The 407-nt window shown below is 67.6% G+C and carries 1 pseudogene; it reads right to left on the reverse strand.

What is annotated here, in order from left to right:
- Positions 1 to 407: pseudogene (locus tag J0695_RS42130) on the reverse strand (xanthine dehydrogenase family protein molybdopterin-binding subunit); the annotation flags it as partial.

The following is a 407-nucleotide window of genomic DNA, read 5'->3' on the forward strand; positions in this document are numbered from 1 at the left end:
CCACCAGCGCCGCGCTGACGGCCTTGTACTCGGCGTGGAAGGCGATGCCCTGCGCGGTGCCGTCGGGCATCGTGCGGCCCCAGTCACCCACTTCGGCGACCTTCTCCAGCCCGGCGCGGGAGCGGTCGTCGCGCAGGAAGTCGCGCCGGAAGGCGTAGGGGTCCTTGTCCATGCGGGCTGCGAGCTGATCGACGATCAGTTCCCTGGCGCAGGTGACGTCCGGGGAGTAGACGTTGCGCATGCTGCCGGTGTTGAAGCCCTTGTCGGTCTCGTTGAGCAGCCGGGAGTTCACGCCGAAGTCGTAGGACATGGTCTGGCTGAGCTGGAAGAACGTCTCGGAGAAGCCGATGTCGCCGACGGGCAGCTTCGCTGCCAGCGCGGTGATGATCTCGCCGAGCCCACGAGAC

The sequence above is a fragment of the Streptomyces beijiangensis genome (genome assembly GCF_017315755.1).
Taxonomy (GTDB): domain Bacteria; phylum Actinomycetota; class Actinomycetes; order Streptomycetales; family Streptomycetaceae; genus Streptomyces; species Streptomyces beijiangensis.